The following is an 18,449-nucleotide window of genomic DNA, read 5'->3' on the forward strand; positions in this document are numbered from 1 at the left end:
CGTGATGTCGTCGAAGCGGGGAGGCACGATGCATCAGGATCCGATGACACCGCCGCCGGTGGCGAGAGCTCTGCAGGAGTATCGGGCGCTGCTGGCCGAGCACGGGATCACTTGGGGCGAGCCGCCGGTGCCCTACGTCCGTTCGATGCCCTTCCTCAGGTTCCCCGAAGAGGCCGGGCGAATGGCCGTCCCGGACGGCCCCGACGCCCCCGACCACCCCGACGCCCGTGACCACCCTGACGCCCGTGACCACCCCGGTGCCTCCGACGGCTCCGCCGGTGCCGGCGCGCTCGGCGAGGCGTTCCGCCGGGCACTCGGCGGACGGGTGCCGAGCGGGCTGACGGCGCTCAGGCTGTCCGAGGACGGGCACCGGCTGGAGGCGTCCCGCGCGAGCGCCGTCCTGTCGGCCGACCCCGTGCCCGTCATCCTGCTCGTCGACTCGGCCCGTGACGCCGGGGCCCTGGTGACCGTCGACGGCGTGCCGTACGAGATCGGGCCGCGCGGTGCCGTGCTGCTGGAGGCCACGAGCGCCGCGGCCGTCACCGTCGACGGCGAGGCGGTCGACCTGGCGCGCCTGACGCGCGCGGCCGTGCCCGCGCGGTTGCGGCTGCGCGCCGGGTTCCCGTGCCGATGGACCGTGGTCTCGGCGGGCGGGCAGGGGTGGTACCCGGAGGGTGCGCCGCGCCGGCGGGACTACCACGGGGTGCCGTTCTTCCACGGTGACGACCTCGTGCTCGACGTCCCGGCCGAGCCCGTCACCGTCAGCGTCACCCGCGGCATGGAGTACGGCACCGCGGAGGTGTCCGTGACCCCCACGGCGTGGCGCGAGATGCTCGTCGAGCTGACGCCGGAGCGGGTCTTCGACTCCGCCGCGCGCGGGTGGTACGGCGCCGACCTCCACGTGCACCTCAACTGGGCGGGCGACCTGGTCGCGGGTCCCGCGGACGCGGCGGCGGCGCAGCACGGCGAGGACCTGCACGTTCTCAACCTCGTCGCGGGCAACGTGTCCGGCGAACGGGTGTACGACCGGGAGGCTCTCCAGCACTGGGCCGGCCGCGACCTGCCGTGGTCGGACGCCACCCACATCGCCCGCATGGGCGTCGAGTACCGCAACGACCTGCTGGGCCACGTCCACGCGTTCGGCCTGGCGGCCCCGCCGTCGATCTACCACACGGGCTTCTCCGGCACCCCCGACTGGCCGCCGAACGCCGCCGCCTGCGGCGAACTGCGTGAGCTGAACGCGGTGCTGGGATACGCCCACCCCTTCCACGGGCCCATCTCCTCGCCGGAGGACGTCATCGCCGACGGGCGGAGGAACTGCGCGGCGCTGGCACTGGTCGTCGACGCCGCGCTCGGCCTGATGGACGGCATGGAGTTGCTGCACTTCTCCGAGCTGTCCGGCACGGTGGAGGTGTACCGGAGGCTGATCGGCGCGGGCAACCGGCTCGCCGCGCTGGCGGGCACCGACACGATGCTCTCCTTCACGTGTCAGGACACGGTGTCCAACCCGCCGGGCTGGGAGCGGGTCTACGCCCGCACGGACGGCCCCCTGTCGGCCGAGTCGTTCGCCCGTGCCCTGCGGCAGGGCAGGACCTTCGCCACCAACGGCCCCTGGCTGGAGCTCGCGGTGGACGGCGGCGAACCGGGGGAGACGCTCGACCTGGCCCCGGGCGAGCGGGTGACGATCACGGCACGGGCGTCCGGCCACGGGGTGGAGAGCCTGGAGATCCGGACGGCGGACGGCCTGCTCGCCGCCGGTCCCGGAGGCGAGCTCGTCACCTCCCTCGTCGTGGACGCGCCCACCTACGTCGTGGCCGTGGCGACGGGAGGCGGCCATCCACTGGCGGCGAACGGCGAGACGTTCGCGCACACCAGTCCCGTCTACCTCGACGTCGCGGGCAGGCACGTCGCCCGCCCGGAGGACGTCCGGTGGTGCATGAGGTGGCTCGACCTCCTCGAGGACCTCGTGAGCGGTCACGCCCGGCTTGAGGACGCCACGCAACTCGACGACCACCTCGACCTCGTCGAGAAGGCCCGGACGGTCTACGCGGCGCGCCTGGCGATCTCCGGATGACCCCGCAGAGGGGATCGGGTGCAGGGTGATCGGTCACAGGGGTCGGTCAGAGGGGATCGGTCACAGGTCGAGCTGGGAGCCCCCGAACCGGTCCCGCAGGAACCTGCCCTGGTCCCTGAGCGCCTGCTCGTCGCCCTTGTAGACGGCGTCCGCGATGGTGGACAGACCCTTGTCCAGCAGATCGAGCTGGGAGATCAGCTCCTCGTGCGCACTGCGCTCGCGCTCGCCCCGGCGCGTCAGGGCGTACGACCTGGGCAGGTTGGCGTAGGCCTCCAGACTCGTCGGGAGGTAGTCGCGGATGGCCTGCGACACCACGTGGAGCTGGTCGGGGGAGGAGGTGAGCGCCTCGGCCCGGGCCAGGATGTCCCGCAGGATCCCTGCCAGGGCCTCGACCCTGGCCACGACGTCCTCGGGGAACCGGGCGCCCGACACCTTGGACACGAGCGCGTCGAGGTCGGCCCGGAGCTGCTTCGTCTCGACCTCCGCGTGCGAGATCGTCAGCCGCACCCGGTCGGGCGGCGCCAGGAGCGCGCCGACCCCGTACAGCCCGCCGACGACGATCGGCCACAGGGAGCCGGCGAGGCCGACGAAGTGCAGCACGAGGCCGCCGATGGCCAGGCCCGAGCCGACGATGTTCTTCGTCGACCCGAGATAGGCGAGGACCCGGTCACTGGTAGCCACGGATCTCCTTGAACGCCGACGAGAGGGAGCCCTCGCGGGCGTCGAACGTGGCTCCGCCGGTGAGGGACGCCACCTTGCCCATCTCCTCCACGTCGCTGTCGCCGAACAGGACCACGAAGGTCCGCACGTTCCGCGGCGTCGTGCCGTAGTACGCGGCGAAATCCTCATACGACGAGCCGTCGGTGTTCTCGCCGTCGGTCATCAGCACGACCGAGGTGAAGTCGCCGTCGCTCGGCTGCAGCGTCACCATGTCGTAGGCGGCCCGGAGGCTGTCGTAGATCGCGGTGCCGCCCTGGGCGGACAGGCTGTCGCCGTACGACCTGATCTGGCGCAGGACCGGGTCGGGGCCCTGCTCCGGCACGGTGAACGTCCGCGGGACGCCGGGGCGGCCGCTGAACGGCAGCAGCGTGACGGTCTCCCGGTCGCGGAAGCGGGAGAACTGGCCGGACGCGGACGTGTCCGCACCGGTCAGCGTGCTGAGCGCCTGCTTGAGCGAGGCGATCCTGTCGCCGCCCATCGAACCGGAGGTGTCCAGGACGAACAGCGTCCGCGAGGGACGGCGGACCTGGTTGAGGTACGCGCTGATCAGTTCGTCGGCGGCGCTGCGCCGGTTCGGGAAGGGCAGCTCGACGAGCTGCGCCGAGCCGAACCTCTGGTCGGGCCGCACCTCGGGCACGATCGGCCGCCGGAACGTGGTCGTCATGATCTTGCGCTGGACGTCCGGCGTGCGCAGCCAGGTCGCGAGCTTGCCGTACAGGTCCTTCCGGGCGGAGGAGGCGAGGAGCGTGAGCGGATAGTCGGCGGTCACCACGCCGTCGCTCGGGTAGATGATCGTGAGCGGCTCCTTGACCCTGCCCTCCAGGCCGAGCAGCACCGACTCGTAGTTGATCAGCCCGTCGACGGACTCCTGCTTCGCGTACGCGTCGGCCAGCCAGCCGGACGAGCCCGCGGTGAGGGTCTGGGCGGAGAAGAACTCCTTGAGCTTCGGCGTGGCGGCCGTGATCTGCGCCCGGTCCAGCGCCTCGCCGGCGTCGGAGAGGGCGGCGGTCACCCCGACCAGGGCGGAGAAGCCCGAGTTGGACGACGCCGGATTGGTCATGCCGAAGGTGAACTTCTTCTCCCTGGCGGCGGTCGCAATGTCCGCCCAGGTGACCTGCTTGGTGTCCCAGCCCAGGGCGTGGGCCTTGCTCTTCTTCAGCCCCAGAAGGACGGGGGAGACCATGACCTTGGTCTGCGTCGACAGCCGGGCGGGCGCCCCGTCGATCAGCGACAGGTAACGGTTGGAGGAGAACCAGGTGGCGTCGTAGTGGCCGTCCGCGCCGCCGCTCGCGACCTGCTCGGCGCCGTCGAGGGTGCCGGTGTAGGTCAGTCTGACCCGGACGCCCACGGCCCCGGCGGCCTCCTTCAGCAGCGGTTCGAGGTCCTTGACCTCGCTGCCGGCGAGCACGCGCAGGACGTCGGGGCCGTCCTGCTTCGCCGGGTCCTGCTCGTCGCCCGAGCAGGCCGCCGTCGCCGACGCGACGAGCAGCGCGAGCGCGGCGGCGGCGAGCCGCCTGCCGGTGAACAGCCTCATGAGCCGATCGCCTCGTCGCCGCGCCGGGCACGCTCCAGGTACGTCTTCGCGTGGTCGATCTCCACGGTCAGGCTGTCGACCGTGACGGCCATGCTCTCCACGGCCTTGGCCTTGAAGGAGTCGATCATGTCCATGGTCGAGTAGATGTTGTCGAACGCCTTGCGCAGCGCGTCCATGTCCACCGTGGTGGAGGCCGCCTGGGTCTGGATCTGGCCCGCCTGGGTGCGCAACATCTCGCTGGTGGCGAGGATCAGGTCCGACGTCGTGGCGTTGAGCGCCGAGATCTGGTCGAGCACCAGCTTCTGGTTGGCGAGCGCCTGGGCCACGGTGACGGCCGTCCGCAGCGCCGCGACCGTCGTGGTGGTGGCGCGGTCCACACCCTTGATGAGCTCGAGGTTGTTCTTGCGGATCAGGTCGAGCGCGAGGTATCCCTGCGCGGAGACGGCGAGCTGGGTCAGCAGGTCCTGGTGCTTCTGCCGCACGCCGAACAGCGCGTCGGACCGAAGCGCCGTCGCCTTCTCCTGGTCGGTCAGCTCGATCTCGTTGATCTTCTGCTCCAGCGCGGAGTCGAGCGCCGCCGCGAGCACCGCGTACTCCTGCAGCTTGGTCATCGACTCCCAGAGGTTGGCCTTCTCGCCCTCGATGGCGGCGTTGTCCTTGAGCAGCTCGTCCTGGCCCGACTTCAGCGCCCGGATGATGTCGTCGATGTGCTTCTGCGCGCTCTGGTATTTGGCGAAGTAGTCGCGCAGCCTGTCGCCGAAGGGGATGAGGCCGAGCAGCCGCTTGGTCCCGCTGGCGGCCTGCTTGGGGTCGAGGTCCACGATCGTGCGGCGCAGCGCGACGAGCTGGTTGGCCACCTGGACCTGGCCGTCCGCGCCCTCGCCCTTCGCCGAGGCCAGCGCGGCGACCGGTCGCTTCAACATGCGGTTGGCGACCTGCGAGGACGCTCTGATCTCGGAGTCGCCCATCGAGGAGATGTCGTGCACCTTCTTGGTGAACTCCGGCGACCGCGGGTCGATCGCGGCGAGTTCGTCGGCGAAGCCCGCCGCCTTCTGGGCCAGCTCGGCGCCGCGCTCGTCCGGCAGCGGCAGCATCGTGGCAGCCTTCTCAGCCGGCACCGCCGCCACGGGAGCGGGCGGAGTCAGCACCAGGTCGTTCGACACTGTTCGGTTCTCCTTTGGGGGGTGGTTCACGAGGAGGGCTTGGCGCTCGCCAGGTAGCGCTGCTCGATGGTGGAGATCAGCCGCTCCAGGTGTTCGTAGGTGGGCGGCTCGACCACGTCGACCAGACCGCCGGGTATTCCGGCCTTGGACGAGGCCACCAGGTCGGCGAAGACCTTCGGATCGGCGGTGCGGAAGCCGTACCGCGTCTCCAGTCGCGCGAACTCCGGGTCCTCCTGCAGCAGCCTGCCGACCTCGGCGGCCCGGTCGTTGAACGGCACGAGCGTGTGCTTGCTGAGCACGGTCGGGGACGGGTAGATCAGCCGCATGTCCGGCCGGATGGCCCCGTCGCCGGCGAAGAGATGGGAGGCGTACTGCGCCTCGTAGATCACGACCATCGGCGTCTTGCCCGCGCCCATCGCGAGGTAGTCCTCGAAGGGGGCCTCGCTCGACGACTCGGAGTATCCCTGGTCGAGGAACAGCGGGGAGATCGTCTGGGCGACCTTCGCGGTCTGCGCCGAGGAGTTCACCACGTCGTCGCCGTTCGCGACGTAGCTGGTGATGGCCAGGTACATGGCCGCGGAGTTGGACGTCCGCACGTCGGTGGTGGTGAGCAGGACGCGCTTGCGCGCCGGGTAGGCCGTGTTGCCGGGCAGGGCGTCCCATCGGGTGCCCTTGGCCACCAGGTCCAGATATTTCTTGACATCGAGCACCTGGTAGCCGGAACCCGAGTCGCGGACCACGCCCGCCTTGGTCAGCACGTCCGCGATCGGCTCGAAGGTGGCGATCGCCATCGGCGAATAGAAGGGCGAGAAGGTCTGGGAGGCCTTGCGATCCTGCTTGATCTTCTCCGCCGCCGGGACGCTGGACGGGAATGCGAAGTCGTATTTCCCGAGGTCGACCGAGGTGGCGATCTGCCTCGACCCGGCCGTGTCGACCTCGACGCGCAGGCCGTGTTTGGCGAAGGCGGCTTGGACCTGTGGGTCGTCGAAGAACGGTTTCTTCTCCGATCCGATGACGCCACGGACCGTGGCGAGATCCTTCGTGCCGCCGCCCCCGTCTCCGTCGCCCCCGCCGCCCAGGACGATGGCCACCACGACGGCCCCGGCGAGGAGCAGCGCCAACCCGACGCCGATCCATCGTTTCATTCGTGTTCCTTCGCGCACTCCCGTAGGCCAATTGGCCCGCAACCCGAATTATGCAGTACCGACTAAGTCGTTGTGCGATCTCGGGGTTGAACGGAAATTACTGGTGCACGAAGAGAAAGGGACCGTCGAAAGAATTCAGTTGTCGTTCACCGAATTTTCATGTGAATAGTGCACGGCCCCAGAAATCGCCTCCGTCGGTCACGCCGGGCGGGCACGCGAACAGTCCGGTGGAGACGTGCTGGATGTATTCGTTCAGCGAGTCCTTGGTGGCGAGTCCCATCTGGATGGGGACGAACTGCTTGCGCGGATCACGCTGGTAGGCCATGAAGAACAACCCGGCGTCGAGCCGGCCCAGGCCGTCGGATCCGTCGACGAAGTTGTAGCCGCGCCGCAGCAGTCGGGCCCCGCCGTGGACGGACGGGTGCGCCAGCCGCACGTGCGCGTCGGCGGCGATGACGGGCAGGCCGTCCGGGCCGGTCTTCGCGAAGTCGGGCTGGTCGAATTCGTTCTTGCCGGTCAGCGGGGCGCCCTTGCCCTTGTCCCGGCCGAAGATCGCCTCCTGCTCGCCGAGCGAGGTGCGGTCCCAGGTCTCGATGTGCATGCGGATTTTGCGGGTGACCAGGTAGCTGCCGCCGTCCATCCACGCGGGACCGTCGCCGGAGGCCGCCCAGACGTGGTCGGTCAGCATCGAGGTGTCCTCGAGCTTGATGTTCTCCGTCCCGTCCTTGAACCCCATCAGGTTGCGCGGCGTCGCCTGCGCCCGGGAGGTCGAGGACGTACGACCGAAGCCGAGTTGCGAGTAGCGGACCGACACCCTGCCGAACCCGATCCTGGCCAGGTTGCGGATCGCGTGCACGGCCACCTGGGGATCGTGCGCGCAGGCCTGCACGCAGATGTCCCCGCCGGAGATGTCGGCCGAGATCTTCTCACCGGGGAAGGCGGGCAGGTCGGCCAGCGCCGGAGGCCGGCGATCGGCCAGCCCGAACCGCTTGTCGAACAGCGACGGGCCGAAGCCGACGGTCAGCGTCAGACCTGACGCGGGCAGGCCGAGCGCCTCGCCCGTGTCGTCCGGCGGCGCCTCGGGGGACCCGCCGACCGCGCCGAACGTCCCCGCGTCCTTTCCCTGGGTCATCCGCGCGGCCGCGGACGTCCAGTCTTGGAGCAGGTCGACGAGTTCGGCGCGGTCCGAGGTGATCACGTCGAACGCGACGAAGTGGAGCCGGTCCTGCGCGGGCGTGGTGATGCCCGCCTGGTGCGCCCCGTAGAACGGGAAGGGGTCGGCCGTGGACGCGGCGTGCGCCGCGGGCTCGTCGATCAGCGAACGGGACACCACGGCCCCGGCGCCCGCGGCGGCCACGCCCGCGACGCCGGCGGCCCCGAGGCCGAGCAACCCGCGCCGGCTGATCCTGCTCACTGGGCGATCACCGCTGCGACCTTGCTGATCGGCTCGGCCAGCGCGTTGATGGTGTCGGAGAGCTTCTTCAGGTCGTCCTTGGTCAGCTCGTTGTGCAGCTTCCATCCGTCGCCCTGGCGGTGCGCCTCGAGAGCGGCCTCGGCCGCGGCGAACTTCTCATCCAGGGTCTTCACGAGCGCCGGGTCGCGCTCCTCGAGAACCGGCCGCAGCGACTGCACGGCCGCCTCGGAGCCCTGGAGGTTCGCGTCGAAGTCCCACAGGTCGGTGTGCGAGTAGCGGTCCTCCTCACCGGTGATCTTGCCGGTGGCGACCTCGTCGAGGAGCTCCTTCGCGCCGTTGCCGAGCTGCACGGGGGACAGCTCGGCGGCGTTCGCCTTCTGGACGATCGTCGTGACGTCCGCGATCAGCTTGTCGGCCAGCGGGCCGTCCTTGCTGATGTCCTTCTCGACCCACAGATCCTTCTCGATCCTGTGGTAGCCCGTCCACTCCTGGCCCTTCTCGACGTCGTTCTCACGGGCGTCGATGGCCGGGTCGAGGTCGCCGAACACCTCCGCGACCGGCTCGATGCGCTCCCAGTACGTCCTGGCGACCGGGAAGAGGCTCTTGGCCTTGTCGATGTCGCCCGCCTTGACGGCGTCCACGAACTCCTGGGTCTTGGTGAGCAGTGTCTCGGACTGGGTCTTCACGTACCGCTTGTAGCTGGCGGTGGCGTCGGCCAGCGCGGCGTCGTCGGTCAGCGGCTTGTGCTCGCCCATCACCGTGAGCGGGTTGCGGATGCCGTTGCCGATCATGCCGGGCTTGCAGGCGGTCTCGTACGTGCCCGCGGGCAGTTCGACGATGACGTCCCGGGTGAGGCCGGGGACGATGTTCTCGACCTCGCCCATCACTCGGTCGCCCGCGGCGTAGACGTAGAACTCGGTGACCTTGCTGCCGCCGTTGGTGACGGTGAACGTCGAGGTGCCGGCGGGGATCTGGGTCGTGGCGACCTTGCAGTCGGTGTCGTTGGCCGCGACCGTGATCTTGCCGGGCTTGGATGCGCCGCCCGACGCGGCGGTGGGGGTGTCGCTACTGGAGCACGCCGTTGCGAGCAGCCCCAGGGAAACGATGGCGACTGCGACGGCGGGGGTGGTGCGCATCAGGTACTCCAGAAAGGAAGGAGATGAATGTCAGGCAGCGGTGACAGGGGGAGTGGGGGACTTCGCCGCAGGGCTGGCCGGTCGCCGCCCGGCGGGAAGGAGGAACAGGACGAGGACCGGCACGGCGTAGACGACCCAGGCGACGGTCTCCAGGACCGTGGGCTGAGCGGTGATGTTGAACATGCCGCTGAGCAGCGCCGAATACCACGCGCTCGGGTCGAGGACGCCGCTGATGTCGAACGCGTGGGTGGCCAGGCCGCCCACGACGCCCGACTCCTGCAGGTCGTGGATGCCGTACTTGAAGATGCCGGCGGCCACGAGGATCAGCAGGAGGCCGGTCCAGGTGAAGAACTTGGTGAGGTTGATCCGCAGCGCGCTGCGATAGATGCCCCAGCCGAGCGCGACCGCCGTGAGCAGGCCCAGGCTGATGCCGGTCAGAGGGGTCGCGCTCGTCGTCGCACCCTGGACCGCGGCGAACCACAGCAGCGTGGTCTCCAGGCCTTCACGCGCGACGGTGAGGAAGGCCATGACGACGACCGCGCCGGCGCCGAGCTTGAGCGCCTCGCTGAGCTTCTCGCGGAGCTCCCCGGACATCCGGCGTGCGGCCGTGCGCATCCAGAAGACCATGAAGGTCACGAACACCGTGGCGGCCAGAGACGTCACGGCGTCGAAGAACTCGTGTTGCTGCGAATTCAGATGGGCGGCGGTGAAGGTGAGCAGCGCGCCGAACCCCACCGAGAGCACCACGGCCGCGCCGACTCCCGCCCACACGAGGGGGAGCCTGTCGCGGCGGTCGCTCTTGACCAGGAATGCGACCAGAATGGAGACCACCAGCGTGGCCTCCAGGCCTTCTCGGAGGCCGATCAGGTAACTCGCGAACACTTCGCCTCCGAGGATGGGGGTTAGCCTCACCTAAATTAGGTCAGGGTTACCTTACTCGCAAGAGGTGAGCATCGTTGTGACAGGGGTGTCCTCTGTCACCTACGGGTCACCTGGGACCATCCGCAGAGCCACATCGGGGGGCCGGGACGGGCGGTCCGAGAGGTGTCCGTATTGACACTTCGCATTCATTGACACAACCTGATCAATCCGTGAAAAGTGGTGTGGTGATCACCTCCCGCCTCACGGTCGCGTCCCTGGTCGTGATGCTCGCTCTGACGGCATGCACCGGAAACGACGGCTCTGACGGCTCGGACACGCCGACGGAGGCGGGCACCACCTCCCAGGCGTCGCAGGCCCCCGCGGAGACCGCCCCCGCGGGAATGACCCCCGAGGCGTACCAGGTCGATCTGGACACCGCCGGCAAGCCCGTCGGCGCGGCGCTCGCCGCCATCGCGAAGGCCCGCACCTTCAAGGGGCTCGACCAGCGGATTCAGCAGGCGCAGGACGCCGTCGACGGTGCCGTGGACCGGTTAGGCGACCTCCAGGCGCCCGCGGAGACGGTCTCCGAGCACGCCGGCTACGTCGAGGCGCTGCGACAAATGGACGGTGAACTGGTCACGCTTCGCGACGCGATCAGCGACCAGACACTGTGCACCTCCGGGGCCGTGCTGGCCCGGCTCGGCCGATCGGACGAGTTCACCGGCCTCAAGAAGGCGGGCGCTGCCCTCGCGGACAAGGGCGACTACGGCAGCGCCGCGATCGGGCTGAAGCCGTCCAAGGAACGCAGCCGCCGCCTCGGCTCCGGGACGGTGCTGACCTCGCGCATCCGCGGCGGCCGCGGAAGCCTGACGGTCAAGAACGGAGGCTCACAGGACGGCGTCGTCACCCTGCTCAAGGGCAAGCAGAAGGCCGTCAGCGTCTACGTGCGGAAGAAGTCGTCGGCCAGGCTCTCCAACATCCGGGACGGCAGCTACCGCGTCTACTTCACCACCGGGGTCGACTACGACCGCGCGGCGCGTACCTTCACCCGGAACTGCACCTTCCAGCGGTTCGACGACTCGTTGCCGTTCCGCACGACGTACACGTCCACACAGGTCCGCTGGAGCGTCTGGACGATCACTCTCAACCGGGTGAAGGGCGGAAACGCCCGGTCCAGCGCCGTGAACCCGGACGACTTCCCGACCTGACCGGTTTCCCTGCCGGGTGCGGGGCAGGACGTGGAAAGGCCGCGGTCGCAAGGACTGCGGCCTTTCTCATGAAGTTCGGGGGCTCAGCTGGAGAAGAGCATTCCCACCCAGCTGCGGTTGCGGTGACCGTGGTGACCGTAGTGCCCGCCGCCGTGCGGCGCTCCCCAGGCGGGTCCGCCGTGGGCGGGCGGCGGGGGCGCGTACTGCTGCTGCGCCCACTGGGTCTCCATCCGGGTCAGCGACTCCAGCTCGCCGTAGTCGAGGAAGATCCCCTTGCAGTTGTCACACTGCTCGATGTGGATCCCGTTGCGGTCGAACGTCCGCATGTGGCCCCGGCACTTGGGACACTCCATTACTAACCCTCTCCCTGTCGTCTCTCTCCGGCCGCCGCGACGATCCTTCCGCAGGAGGACACCAGCGCCGCGGCCACGTCGTCGAGGGCGCTTCCCGCTCTCATCGCCGTGACCGTGGCCGTCGCGGCCAGTTGGACGGTCAACGCCCGAGCCGGCAGGTCGAGTTCCCGCCAGGGGTCGTCGGGTGACACGGCGATTCCGCCCGCACCGACATATGCGGATAAGAAGGTGTGCCACAGCTCGGGGTCGAGCAGTCCGGCCGCGAACCACGCAGCGGGACGTGCGAGGTCCCACGCGGGATCGCCCACGCCCAGGTCGTCCGGGTCGATGAGCAGCCACGCGCCCTCATGGCGGACGAGTTGGCCGAGGTGCCAGTCGCCGTGCGTCAGCGCGTGCCGCCGGCCCCGCGACGGCTCGGGACCCCGAACGGCGGCGCGGTGTCCGGCGGAGATGTGTCGGGCGGGGTGATGTTCGGCGGCGCGGTGGTCGGCAGAAGAGGGGCCGGCAGTGGGGTGGTCGTCGGTGGGGCGGCCGGCAGCGCGCGGATCGGGGACGTGCAGCGGCTCGGCCAGAGTCCGGTACGCCTCCCGGATCTGGCGGGTCTCCGCCGAGTCGCCGACCTGAGCGAGCTCGACCATGGCCCTGACCAGCCGTCCCGGACCGCCCGCCGGTGGCATCGCGGCGGGCGGAGGACTGGCGTGCAGGTGTGCCAGCAGCCGCGCCCCCGACTCCCAGGCGTCCTGCGGCATGGTTCCGTCAGCGAGGTCGTCGGGGGAGAGGGCCTCGCCGGCGGGCCAGATCGTGACGAGCCGGCCGCTCGGACGCCCCGCGTGCGGGGCCTCTGCGTGCCCTAAATGATCCAGACGATCCAAGCGGTCCGGACTGTCCAAGCGGTGCAGGCCGAGGGGGGCGAGCATCACGCCCGGCAGTTCGCCGGCCGCGTCCAGGCGGCGGCGCAGATCGCCCTCTTCGGTGCCGGGCGGGTGGGCCTTGACCACCACGTCGCCGACCCGCACGACCAGCACGCGGGTGTCCTTCAGCACCGTCACGGGGCCGCTGCGGGGCGCGAGCCGTACGAGTTCGTCGACGAGTGTCGCCGAGGCGGCGTCCTCCCTCAACATGATCAGCCGACGGGGACGGGGAGATGCTGATCGTTCACCGCTCTAGCCTAGGGTGCGGATATGAAGATTGGCTTTGCCGTTCCGGTCTCTGGTTCGTGGGCCACGCCGGACAACATGAAGCGGATAGCGGCTCGGGCCGAGGACCTCGGCTACTCCGGGCTGTGGACCTTCCAGCGGTTGCTGCACCCGGCGGAGAACCCGCTGGCGCCGGCCTACCGCAGCGTGCAGGATCCCACCGTCGTCCTGTCGTTCCTCGCCGGGATCACCGAGCGGATCCGGCTGGGCGTCGCCATCGTGAACCTGCCCTTCTACTCTCCGGCGCTGCTGGCCAAGCAGCTCGCCACCCTGCAGATCGTCTCCGGCGGCAGGCTGGACGCGGGCTTCGGGCTCGGCTGGCTTCCCGAGGAGTTCGCCGCCTCCGGCGTCTCGATCGAGCGGCGCGGGAAGCGGGGAGAGGAGGCGATCGAGCTGATACGGAGGTTGTGGACCGAGGACCTGGTCCAGCACGAGGGCGAGTTCTACGAGGTGCCCCCGGCCAACCAGGACCCCAAGCCGTCCACGCTGCCGGCGATCCTCCTGGGCGGAACCGCCCCGGTGGCCCTCAGGCGGGTGGGACGGCTGGCGGACGGCTGGATCAGCTCCAGCCGGGCCGACCTGTCGAAGATCGACGAGCAGATCTCCATCGTGAAGGAGTCCGCTCAAGAGGCCGGCCGGGACCCGGGCACGCTGCGGTTCATCGTCCGCGGGGTCACCCAGCCGGGCAAGGAGGCCGCGGGACCGCTGGTCGGGCCGTACGCCAAGATCCGCGAGGACATCGACGATCTGGCGGCCAAGGGAGTGACCGAGGTGTTCCACGACTTCAACTTCAACCCCGAGTTCGGCAACCCCCTCGCCGACCCCGTGGAGGCGATGCGCCGCGCCGAGGAGGCGCTGGAAGAGCTCGCCCCCTCATCGTGAAGGGCGTTCCCCCACTGTGGGAGACGCCTCCCGGGCGTGATGGGCGCCCCCCTCTCGAGGGGCGCCCTCTCCCTGTCAGGTCAGGGCCTCACGCCATGCCGTACGCCTTGGCGATGAGCTCGTAGGACCGCCGGCGCACCTCGGCGCTGTGCACCATGGTCGTGATCATGAGTTCGTGGGCGCCGGTGCGCTTGCGCAGCTCTTCCAGGCCGCTCCTGACCGTGTCGGGGCTGCCGTACACCGTGGTGGACAGGCGCTCTCGGACGAACTCGGCTTCCAGGGGCGAGTACGCGTACTCCTGCGCGGCCTCCGGCGTCGGGAACCGGCCCGGGCGGCCGGACCGCAGGCGCAGGAACGACAGCGCGCTCGGCATGACCTGGCGCAGAGCCTCCTCGTCGGTGTCGGCTGCGACCGCGGCGACCCCGATCAGGCAGTACGGCTCGTCGAGCACCTCGGACGGCTGGAACGTCGACCGGTAGAGGTCCAGCGCGGGCTCGGTGTTGACGGCGCTGAAGTGGTGCGCGAACGCGAACGGCAGGCCGAGCAGGCCGGCGAGCTGCGCGCTGAAGCCGCTCGAACCGAGGAGCCAGATCGGCGGACGCGTGGAGGCGGCGGGCACCGCCTGGATTTTCGCGTACGGGTGCCCGTCGGGGAAGGAGCCGTCGAGAAAGCCGGTGAGCTCGGCCAGCGCGCGGGGGAAGTCGTCCGGATCCACCTCGGCCGAGCGGCGCAGGGCGTTGGCGGTCGCCATGTCGGTGCCGGGAGCACGGCCGAGACCGAGATCGATGCGCTCGGGGTGCAGCGCGTGCAGGGTTCCGAACTGCTCGGCGACGACCAGTGGCGCGTGGTTGGGCAACATCACTCCGCCGGACCCGATGCGGATCGAGCGGGTCGCCGCCGCCAGGTGGGCGATGACGACGGCCGGGGACGAGCTGGCGATACCGGGCATGCCGTGGTGTTCGGCGACCCAGATCCGGTGATAGCCCCAGTCCTCCGCGCTACGCGCCAGCTCTGTGGCGTCGGCGAGCGACTCGGAGGGGGAGCTTCCCTCACTGACGGTCGCCAGCTCCAGAATCGACAGCGGAACCTCGGCCGACCCACGCGGCACACCACGGATGTTGTCCTTGCCCATGGTGGGGGCAACCGGCGGTCGGCTCCGGTTATTTCGTCGTCTCCGTTGGTTCCGCGACATTTTCGGGTGTTTTCCGCGTTCGGGTTCTCGCCGGCTCCGCCAGAGGTGGGTCTTCTGGACCCGGCGAGGATCTCCGGTTATGCCGGAGTCATGCCGAGCTGACATGCTGGGCACATGAGCGAGCGAAAGCCGATCGAGTCCTGGCTGTCCGACATGGACGGGGTGCTGGTCCACGAGGGCCAGCCGGTGCCGGGCGCCGACGAGTTCATCAGGCGTCTGCGCGAGTCGGGGAAGCGGTTCCTCGTCCTGACGAACAACTCGATCTACACACCCAGGGACCTGTCCGTACGGCTGCGCGCGGCGGGGCTCGAGGTGCCGCCGGAGGCGATCTGGACCTCCGCGCTCGCCACCGCGAAGTTCCTGGCCGATCAGCGGCCTGAGGGCTCCGCCTACGTGATCGGCGAAGCGGGCCTCACCACCGCGTTGCACGAGGTGGGCTACGTGCTCACCGATCTCGACCCCGACTACGTCGTGCTGGGGGAGACGCGGACGTACAGTTTCACCGCGATCACCCGGGCCATCCGGCTGATCGACAACGGCGCCCGCTTCATCGCGACCAACCCCGACGCCGTGGGGCCGTCGAACGAGGGCTCGCTGCCCGCCTGCGGCGCCGTGGCGGCCATGATCACCAAGGCCACCGGGGTGGACCCGTACTTCGTGGGCAAGCCCAACCCGATGATGATGCGCAGCGCGCTCAACCAGATCGACGCGCACAGCGAGACCACGGCCATGATCGGTGACCGGATGGACACGGACGTGGTCTGCGGTATCGAGGCGGGCCTGCACACGTTCCTCGTGCTGACCGGGGTCACCCAGAAGGATCAGATCGACCGGTACCCGTTCCGGCCGTCCCAGGTGGTCAACTCGGTGGCCGACCTCATCGATCTGGTCTGAGGCTGCCGGACCGGCCTGATCGCCGGCTTTCCGCACGTGCCATGAGTTCCGCGGGCGCCATGAGTTCCGCGGGCGCTATGAGTACGGCCCGGCGTTCCGCGGTACCTGTCACGACCTGGCAGGTACGTGTGTGACGCTGGGCCGTATGAACCGCGTGTATCTCGAACTCGGCCCCAAGAAGGTCTTCGCCTGCTCGGTCGACTGGCCTGGTTGGTGCAGGATCGGCAGGTCCGAGGAGGACGCTCTCGAGAACCTCATGCACTACGTGCCGAGGTACCGCGTGATCGCCGAGCGCGCGGGCCTGGTGTTCGAGCCCGGCGATCCGGTGGTTGTCGAGCGGGCGAAGGGCAACTCGACCACCGACTTCGGAGCGCCCGCGGTCATGCCCGAGCTCGACGCCGAGCCCGTGCCGCTGGACGAGGCCGCCAGGACCGTCGCCGTGCTCCAGGCCGCGTGGGCCGTGTTCGCCGAGGTCGGCGCCGTCTCGCCGGAGGAACTGCGCAAGGGCCCACGAGGCGGCGGCCGCGACCGGGACAAGATGATCGCCCACGTGATCGAGGCCGAGCGGTCCTACGCCAGGATGATCGGCGTACGGCACAAGCCGTTCAAGCTCGGGCCGGTGAAGGACACGGCCGCCCTCGCCGCCCTGCGGGCCGACATCGCCGAGGTCCTCGGCCGGCCGTCGGACGGGGCGCAGATGTCCGAGCGCGGCTGGTCGGCCCGCTACGCGGCTCGCCGGATCGCCTGGCATGTCATCGACCACATCTGGGAGATGGAGGATCGGGCGACCTGAAGGCCCGGGTCCGGGCTTCATCGGGTGTTGCTCCATCGGGTGTGGCGTCCTTGGGTGTTGCTCCCTTGGCCGGGGCGTCTTGACCCCCACGCGACGTGAGATTCCACCATGGTCGCTATGGATGAAGGCGTCGCCCCGGAGATCAACCGGGATATTTACGGAATGCCCGCGTTCGTCACGCTGGCCGTCACCGATCTTGATCGCACGATCGACTGGTATGTGAACGGCCTGGACTTCGTCGTGCTGTTCACCGTGCCCGATCCCACCGGCAAGCCGGCGCTGGTGCACCTGCGCCGCTGGCGCTACCAGGACATTCTGGTCCGCCTCGGTGAAGCGTCAGGAGGCGGAGAGTGGACGATCAGCATGATGGCAACGCGACAGCAGCTCGACGGGCTCGCCGAGCGGGCACGGAAGCACGGCGGCGGTGTGGTGCACGGTCCCGTCGACACCCCATGGAACACCAGGGACCTGCGCGTCACCGACCCGGACGGGTACACGGTCGTGTACACGGCACGGCGCGCAGAGCATGAACTGGACGAACGTTTCAGCGTGATGATGCAGGAGCAGGTTCGCGCGCAACTTGGCCCGTGAGACCGACGCCGGATGAGTGGACGGGAGCAGGCCGGATCCGGATCGTGCCCACGCCTGAGCTGCGCACCAAGTGGCTGTCGGCGCGTGCCGTGTGGTGCGCGTCCTGAGCGCCCTGCCTGAGCGCACTGCCTGAGCGCACTGCCTGAGCGAGCGCCGCGTGGGTGCCGCCTGAGTGCCCGCTGCCTGGTGCGTGCCGCGTGGGTCTGCGCCTTCCCGGGGTGGTTGCCCCTGTGTGCGCACGCGTCGGTGGCGGACGAGTGCGCACCGGGGGTGTCGGCCGGTGTCTGGGGTCTGCGATCCGTTGGTTGCGGCCGCGTGGTCGATGCCCCGGCTTTCGGCTCATGTCTTTGGCTCATGTTCTTCGGGGTTCGTCGAGTGGATTCGGGGTGACGTTCGTTTCTTGTCCGGCTGTCTGGCTGGGCATGGGGTTGGGGGTGCCGCGGCGGTAGCGGCGGCCGGTGTAGGCGTAGGCCCAGCGGTCTTTGCCGGCTTTCCGGCGTTGGTAGCGGTCGGGGTGGCGGTAGCGGTCGCGGTTGTGGAACTGGCAGGCGGGTCCGAGCAGGCGCAGGTCGGTGCGGCCGCCGTCGCTCCAGTTGTCGGCGTGGTCGATCTGGCACAAGACGGCGGGAAGCGGGCAGCCGTCGACCCAGCAGGTGGAGTAGCGGGCGAAGACCGCTCGCCGCTGGGGTGCGGTGGCCAGCCGTACGGCCCGGCCCATGTCGAGTACCTGGCCTTCGGCGTCCAGCACCATCCGGGTCAGCGACGAGGTGCGGGCCAGCCGATGCAGATCGGAGACCGGCAGTAGTTGGCCGGTGGCCAGTAGCAGACCCGGCGCCGCCCGGTTCGGGGCATGCCCGCACCGGCCACACCCACCGCTGCGACCACCATCGCCCCCATCCCCGCCAGGATCACCCCGGCCGAGGCCATCGCCACTAGACCAGGGACCGGGACCAGCACTGCAGGCATCTCCGCTGCCCACATCGTCATACGCGCCCGCCGGCGCGGAATCGCCACTGCTGACCTTGCCGGTGCGGGTGGTGCGGGTGGCGGCTCCGGATGCGCGAGCATGGAACCGGCTGCTATCGGCGGAACGACCGCCGCCACGATGCGCGTCGGCGGAATCGGCGCTTCCTGGGCTGGCGCTCCCAAGGCCGGCGTTCGCCGGGTCCGCGTCCGGGGGATCGCTAGCGGGCTGGTCAGAGTTCGTGGGGTCAGCAGCGGTAGCGGGGTGGTCAGCGTTCGCGGGGTCGGCGTTGGCAGGGTTGGCGGGGTGGTCGTCGGGCAGAGACTCAG

Annotated in this window: 18 protein-coding genes; 6 read left to right on the forward strand and 12 right to left on the reverse strand. The window is 69.9% G+C overall.

Annotated elements, in window-relative coordinates:
- Window positions 1-28 precede the first annotated feature (28 nt).
- Window positions 29-2,074: a CehA/McbA family metallohydrolase gene (locus Pph01_RS36120; RefSeq protein WP_204077711.1), complete on the forward strand. Its 2,046-nt coding sequence runs from the start codon at window positions 29-31 to the stop codon at window positions 2,072-2,074.
- 60 nt (window positions 2,075-2,134) lie between these two features.
- On the opposite strand, the gene Pph01_RS36125 is transcribed toward Pph01_RS36120, so the two are convergent.
- The 7 genes from Pph01_RS36125 to efeU form a co-directional block, all read right to left on the reverse strand.
- Complete coding sequence (locus Pph01_RS36125; protein WP_204077712.1) at window positions 2,135-2,755, reverse strand: hypothetical protein; 621 nt, start codon at window positions 2,753-2,755, stop codon at window positions 2,135-2,137.
- Window positions 2,742-4,328: a vWA domain-containing protein gene (locus Pph01_RS36130; protein WP_204077713.1), complete on the reverse strand. Its 1,587-nt coding sequence runs from the start codon at window positions 4,326-4,328 to the stop codon at window positions 2,742-2,744. Before Pph01_RS36130 ends, Pph01_RS36125 begins: the two co-directional genes overlap by 14 nt.
- The gene (locus Pph01_RS36135) at window positions 4,325-5,491 is read right to left on the reverse strand and encodes a toxic anion resistance protein (RefSeq protein WP_239117273.1); all 1,167 of its coding nucleotides are present in this window, start codon (window positions 5,489-5,491) and stop codon (window positions 4,325-4,327) included. Before Pph01_RS36135 ends, Pph01_RS36130 begins: the two co-directional genes overlap by 4 nt.
- Window positions 5,492-5,517: 26 nt before the next feature.
- The gene (locus Pph01_RS36140; protein ID WP_204077714.1) at window positions 5,518-6,636 is read right to left on the reverse strand and encodes a hypothetical protein; all 1,119 of its coding nucleotides are present in this window, start codon (window positions 6,634-6,636) and stop codon (window positions 5,518-5,520) included.
- A gap of 157 nt (window positions 6,637-6,793) precedes the next feature.
- A complete protein-coding gene (gene efeB, locus Pph01_RS36145; RefSeq protein ID WP_239117274.1) occupies window positions 6,794-8,050 on the reverse strand; it encodes an iron uptake transporter deferrochelatase/peroxidase subunit in 1,257 nt (418 codons plus the stop codon).
- Window positions 8,047-9,186, reverse strand: a complete 1,140-nt coding sequence (gene efeO, locus Pph01_RS36150) for an iron uptake system protein EfeO (protein WP_204077716.1) — start codon at window positions 9,184-9,186, stop codon at window positions 8,047-8,049. Before efeO ends, efeB begins: the two co-directional genes overlap by 4 nt.
- A gap of 30 nt (window positions 9,187-9,216) precedes the next feature.
- The gene (gene efeU / locus Pph01_RS36155; protein WP_239117275.1) at window positions 9,217-10,098 is read right to left on the reverse strand and encodes an iron uptake transporter permease EfeU; all 882 of its coding nucleotides are present in this window, start codon (window positions 10,096-10,098) and stop codon (window positions 9,217-9,219) included.
- Window positions 10,099-10,277: 179 nt separating this feature from the next.
- Here efeU and Pph01_RS36160 point away from each other — a divergent pair, with 179 nt between their 5' ends.
- Window positions 10,278-11,255 (forward strand): hypothetical protein, encoded by a 978-nt coding sequence (locus Pph01_RS36160; RefSeq protein ID WP_204077717.1) that lies wholly within the window; start codon window positions 10,278-10,280, stop codon window positions 11,253-11,255.
- Window positions 11,256-11,338: 83 nt separating this feature from the next.
- Here the strand turns inward: Pph01_RS36160 and Pph01_RS36165 are convergent, their stop codons facing one another.
- Both Pph01_RS36165 and Pph01_RS36170 read right to left on the reverse strand, forming a co-directional pair.
- On the reverse strand, window positions 11,339-11,608 hold the full coding sequence (locus Pph01_RS36165; RefSeq protein ID WP_204077718.1) for a TFIIB-type zinc ribbon-containing protein: 270 nt from the start codon (window positions 11,606-11,608) through the stop codon (window positions 11,339-11,341).
- A gap of 2 nt (window positions 11,609-11,610) precedes the next feature.
- A complete protein-coding gene (locus tag Pph01_RS36170) occupies window positions 11,611-12,729 on the reverse strand; it encodes a protein kinase family protein (RefSeq protein WP_204077719.1) in 1,119 nt (372 codons plus the stop codon).
- 60 nt (window positions 12,730-12,789) lie between these two features.
- Between Pph01_RS36170 and Pph01_RS36175 the strand changes: the two genes are divergently transcribed.
- Complete coding sequence (locus tag Pph01_RS36175; RefSeq protein ID WP_204077720.1) at window positions 12,790-13,686, forward strand: TIGR03619 family F420-dependent LLM class oxidoreductase; 897 nt, start codon at window positions 12,790-12,792, stop codon at window positions 13,684-13,686.
- A gap of 88 nt (window positions 13,687-13,774) precedes the next feature.
- On the opposite strand, the gene Pph01_RS36180 is transcribed toward Pph01_RS36175, so the two are convergent.
- Window positions 13,775-14,794 (reverse strand): LLM class flavin-dependent oxidoreductase, encoded by a 1,020-nt coding sequence (locus Pph01_RS36180; RefSeq protein WP_239117277.1) that lies wholly within the window; start codon window positions 14,792-14,794, stop codon window positions 13,775-13,777.
- Window positions 14,795-14,992: 198 nt separating this feature from the next.
- Between Pph01_RS36180 and Pph01_RS36185 the strand changes: the two genes are divergently transcribed.
- The 3 genes from Pph01_RS36185 to Pph01_RS36195 all read left to right on the forward strand — a co-directional run bounded on the left by Pph01_RS36185 (window position 14,993) and on the right by Pph01_RS36195 (window position 17,156).
- Window positions 14,993-15,772 carry an HAD-IIA family hydrolase gene (locus Pph01_RS36185; RefSeq protein ID WP_204077722.1) on the forward strand — a complete coding sequence of 260 codons (780 nt, stop codon included), beginning with the start codon at window positions 14,993-14,995 and terminating at the stop codon, window positions 15,770-15,772.
- A 145-nt stretch (window positions 15,773-15,917) separates the two neighbouring features.
- On the forward strand, window positions 15,918-16,565 hold the full coding sequence (locus Pph01_RS36190) for a hypothetical protein (protein WP_239117278.1): 648 nt from the start codon (window positions 15,918-15,920) through the stop codon (window positions 16,563-16,565).
- 117 nt (window positions 16,566-16,682) lie between these two features.
- Complete coding sequence (locus Pph01_RS36195; RefSeq protein WP_204077723.1) at window positions 16,683-17,156, forward strand: VOC family protein; 474 nt, start codon at window positions 16,683-16,685, stop codon at window positions 17,154-17,156.
- Between the two features lie 352 nt (window positions 17,157-17,508).
- Here Pph01_RS36195 and Pph01_RS43045 read toward each other — a convergent pair whose 3' ends face one another.
- Complete coding sequence (locus Pph01_RS43045; RefSeq protein WP_239117279.1) at window positions 17,509-17,907, reverse strand: HNH endonuclease signature motif containing protein; 399 nt, start codon at window positions 17,905-17,907, stop codon at window positions 17,509-17,511.
- A 5-nt stretch (window positions 17,908-17,912) separates the two neighbouring features.
- Window positions 17,913-18,122, reverse strand: coding sequence for a hypothetical protein (locus Pph01_RS43050; RefSeq protein WP_239117280.1), 210 nt, complete (start codon window positions 18,120-18,122; stop codon window positions 17,913-17,915).
- Window positions 18,123-18,449 lie beyond the last annotated feature (327 nt).

This window comes from Planotetraspora phitsanulokensis (assembly GCF_016863295.1).
Taxonomy (GTDB): domain Bacteria; phylum Actinomycetota; class Actinomycetes; order Streptosporangiales; family Streptosporangiaceae; genus Planotetraspora; species Planotetraspora phitsanulokensis.